The organism is Romboutsia sp. 13368 (assembly GCF_018336475.1).
Taxonomy (GTDB): Bacteria; Bacillota; Clostridia; order Peptostreptococcales; family Peptostreptococcaceae; genus Romboutsia.
The window spans coordinates 747,832-751,030 of record NZ_CP048741.1; the positions used below are offsets into that span (position 1 = coordinate 747,832).

Consider the following 3,199-nt stretch of genomic DNA (forward strand, 5'->3'; position numbering starts at 1 on the left):
GAAACAATATAAGTTATATTAAATTTTATATAAAATAAATATATAATGACGTAATGGGATTTTAAGTTTGCAAAATATTGTGGTACATGATAATATTTATATATAAATAAAAAGGTGATGGAGTTCACCATTAAATGCGAAAGATAATGACTCCTACTCTTAACTTTAAGGGTAGGAGTCTATTTATTTGTAATAAAAGGAGGAGATTAGAATTTTAGTATTAAGCTTATTAATAATAGGTACAATAGCAACATATAGTGGTAAGTTAGCAGAAAAAATTAAGTTACCAGCACTTATAGGTATGATGATAGTTGGAATGCTTATAGGACCCTCATTTTTTAATATAGTTCCAAGTTATACATTAGATATAGCACCGTTTATAAAAGATATAGCTTTAGTTACTGTATTATTTATAGGAGGACTTGGTATAAGTTTATCTCAGATAAAACAAATAGGAAGACCTGCCGTACTTTTAAGTATAGTTCCAGCAACATTAGAAGGATTTACTATAGCTTTTTTAGCTATGAAGTTTTTAGGATTTACATTTATTCAAGGTTCAATACTTGGATTCATAATAGCAGCAGTATCACCTGCTGTACTTATACCATCTATGGTATCTCTTATAGATAGGAAAATCGGTCAAGATAAGGCTATACCACAAATGCTATTAGTTGGAGCAAGTGCGGATGATACTATAGCTATAACATTATTTACAACATTTTTAGCAATATATATGCAAAGTAGTAATAATGAGAATATATCATTAGTTTCAAATCTTATATCAATACCTATAACTATAATAATAAGTATACTTGTTGGATTTATGGTATTTAAGTTAAGTAAGGGTATAATTGAACATACAGAAAATAAATACATAAGAGCTATAATAACTTTTGCTATATGTTTAGCTATGAGGATAATAGAGAAAAAATTACATTTAGAAATATTTAACTCATTACTAGCAATTATGGTTTATGGATTTTTTATAAGAAATTATATAAAAGTTTATGCTAAATCAATATTAGATAGCATGAATAATATATGGAAATATGGTAAGTTATATTTATTTACATTTGTTGGAATGTCAATTAATCCTTCATTAGTAGGTAGATATTTAATAATTGGAATTATAATATTAATATGTTCTTTATCTGTACGCTCTATAGGTGTAATAATTGCACTAAGTGGTACAAATTTAAGTAAAAAAGAAAAGTTATTTTGTATAATAGCATATCTCCCAAAGGCAACTGTTCAATCTGCAAAAGCATCTATACCACTTCAAATGGGAGTCGTAGGTGGTGAGGTAATGCAGGCAATTGCTATATTAAGTGTATTAATAACAGCACCAATAGGAGCAATAGGTATAAATTTAACCTGTGAAAAATTACTTCATACTGAAAATAAAGAAATAGAAGATAATTTATTATATTAATAATNNNATAATTTATTATATTAATAATAAAAGTACTGACTTTAAGTCAGTACTTTTTATTAATCTAATATGCTGTATAAAACAGAGTTTACTATAGATAATAAAATAGATGCTATTATAGCACTAAAGAATCCATAAAGATAGACATTAGAAACTACCATAAATGCTAATTTTAAAACAAAACCATTAATAACTAAAGAAAATAAACCTAAAGTTAAAAATGTTATTGGAAATGAGAAAAACTTTAGAATTGGCTTTATAGTTGAATTAAGTATTCCAAATATAATTGTAAGAATTAATAATGATTTAAGTGAGCCTATATACATACTATCCATTAAGTTTGATACTATATACAATGATATAGCATTAATAACTAAAAATAGTGATATTTTCTTCATTTTAATATCCTTTCTTTTAAAAATTTATTTACATATAATATGTACTATTAAAAAAGTATTCTTTTTATGAGTATTATAACATAATATTTTTGGTAAATTATATCCATATTATGTAATAGTATATTGATTTAAWTAACTCTATACGATAATTATATAAAGGAGAATATACTTATGCCTAAACATGAAAATGAAAATAAGAATGGAAAAAATCTTTTAAMANTAATATTTTGGTAAATTATATCCATATTATGTAATAGTATATTGATTTAAATTATAAAATGGTACAAAAATATAGGAAAGGTATTGTACAAATTTAATAATTTAGTATATTATGATTAGTATCGAATAAATTAGGAGAAGGAATATGCTAAATTTAACTAAGACTAAAAAAACATGTTTACAATATAGTTTTTTAATACTTTTAATATGTACAACAGTTTATTTACTATCGACAACACTAGACATTACATTAATACCTACAGTTATAAGGTTAGTTGATAAAAAGTTTATACTCCTTGGATTTTTATTAATGATAATTTATATAATACTTGAATCTATAATAATAAATATATTAACAAAATCTATACAAAAAACAAAGGTTAGATTTTTATCTGTAAAAATAGCTATGATGGGATTTTATTATAATTTAGTAACACCATTTGCTTCTGGAAGTCAACCTATGCAAATATATACATTTAATAAGTATGGGATAAATCTTAGTAAATCTACTGCTATAGTAACAAATAAGACTGTATTATATCAAAGTATAGTTACAATATATTGCGGTATTTTAATGTTTTTTAATATGGACTTACTTAGAAATAAATTACCTTATATATTGATATTAATGAGTATTGGAATGCTTATTAATATAGTTACTTTATTAGGAGGAATTATTATAGTATTAAGTCCTAATACTATGAAAAAAATAGTATATATAATATCTAAAATTTTATATAAAATAAAAATATTTAAGTCATTAAATGAAAAAATACAAACTATAAATAACTTTATAGATGATTATAGTCATTCAATAAAAATGTTTATGAAAGATAAAAAATCTCTATTTATTAGTATAATACTTACAATAATACAACTTACAGTATTTTTTAGTATATCTTACTGTATATATAAAGCGTTTAATTTGAATAGACTAAGCTTTTATCATATTTTTGTACTTCAAGTGTTTTTATACATGTCAGTTTCTCCAGCTCCAACACCTGGCAATGTAGGCGCTAATGAAATAGTATTTTTTACTATATTTGCTAACGTATTTCCTAAAGATATGATAGGATATTGTGTATTTTTATATACTATATTTGTATATTATTTTTTAGTTATTGTTGGAGGGTTGTTTACAACCTATACA

Annotated in this window: 3 protein-coding genes and 1 riboswitch; of the genes, 2 read left to right on the forward strand and 1 reads right to left on the reverse strand. The window is 23.3% G+C overall.

Annotated elements, in window-relative coordinates:
• Positions 1–104: 104 nt before the first annotated feature.
• A riboswitch (Fluoride riboswitch) is annotated at positions 105–163 on the forward strand.
• An 81-nt stretch (positions 164–244) separates the two neighbouring features.
• On the forward strand, positions 245–1,432 hold the full coding sequence (locus G3997_RS02995; protein WP_296649296.1) for a cation:proton antiporter domain-containing protein: 1,188 nt from the start codon (positions 245–247) through the stop codon (positions 1,430–1,432).
• Between the two features lie 59 nt (positions 1,433–1,491).
• On the opposite strand, the gene G3997_RS03000 is transcribed toward G3997_RS02995, so the two are convergent.
• Positions 1,492–1,830 carry a phage holin family protein gene (locus tag G3997_RS03000; RefSeq protein ID WP_296647868.1) on the reverse strand — a complete coding sequence of 113 codons (339 nt, stop codon included), beginning with the start codon at positions 1,828–1,830 and terminating at the stop codon, positions 1,492–1,494.
• Between the two features lie 364 nt (positions 1,831–2,194).
• Between G3997_RS03000 and G3997_RS03005 the strand changes: the two genes are divergently transcribed.
• The coding region (locus G3997_RS03005; protein ID WP_296647873.1) for a lysylphosphatidylglycerol synthase transmembrane domain-containing protein at positions 2,195–3,199 on the forward strand (1,005 nt) is incomplete at its 3' end.

Bases quoted from the DNA above. Each gene is read 5' to 3' on its own strand.
- G3997_RS03000 (WP_296647868.1), bottom strand. From the start codon at position 1,830: ATGAAGAAAATATCACTATTTTTAGTTATTAATGCTATATCATTGTAT.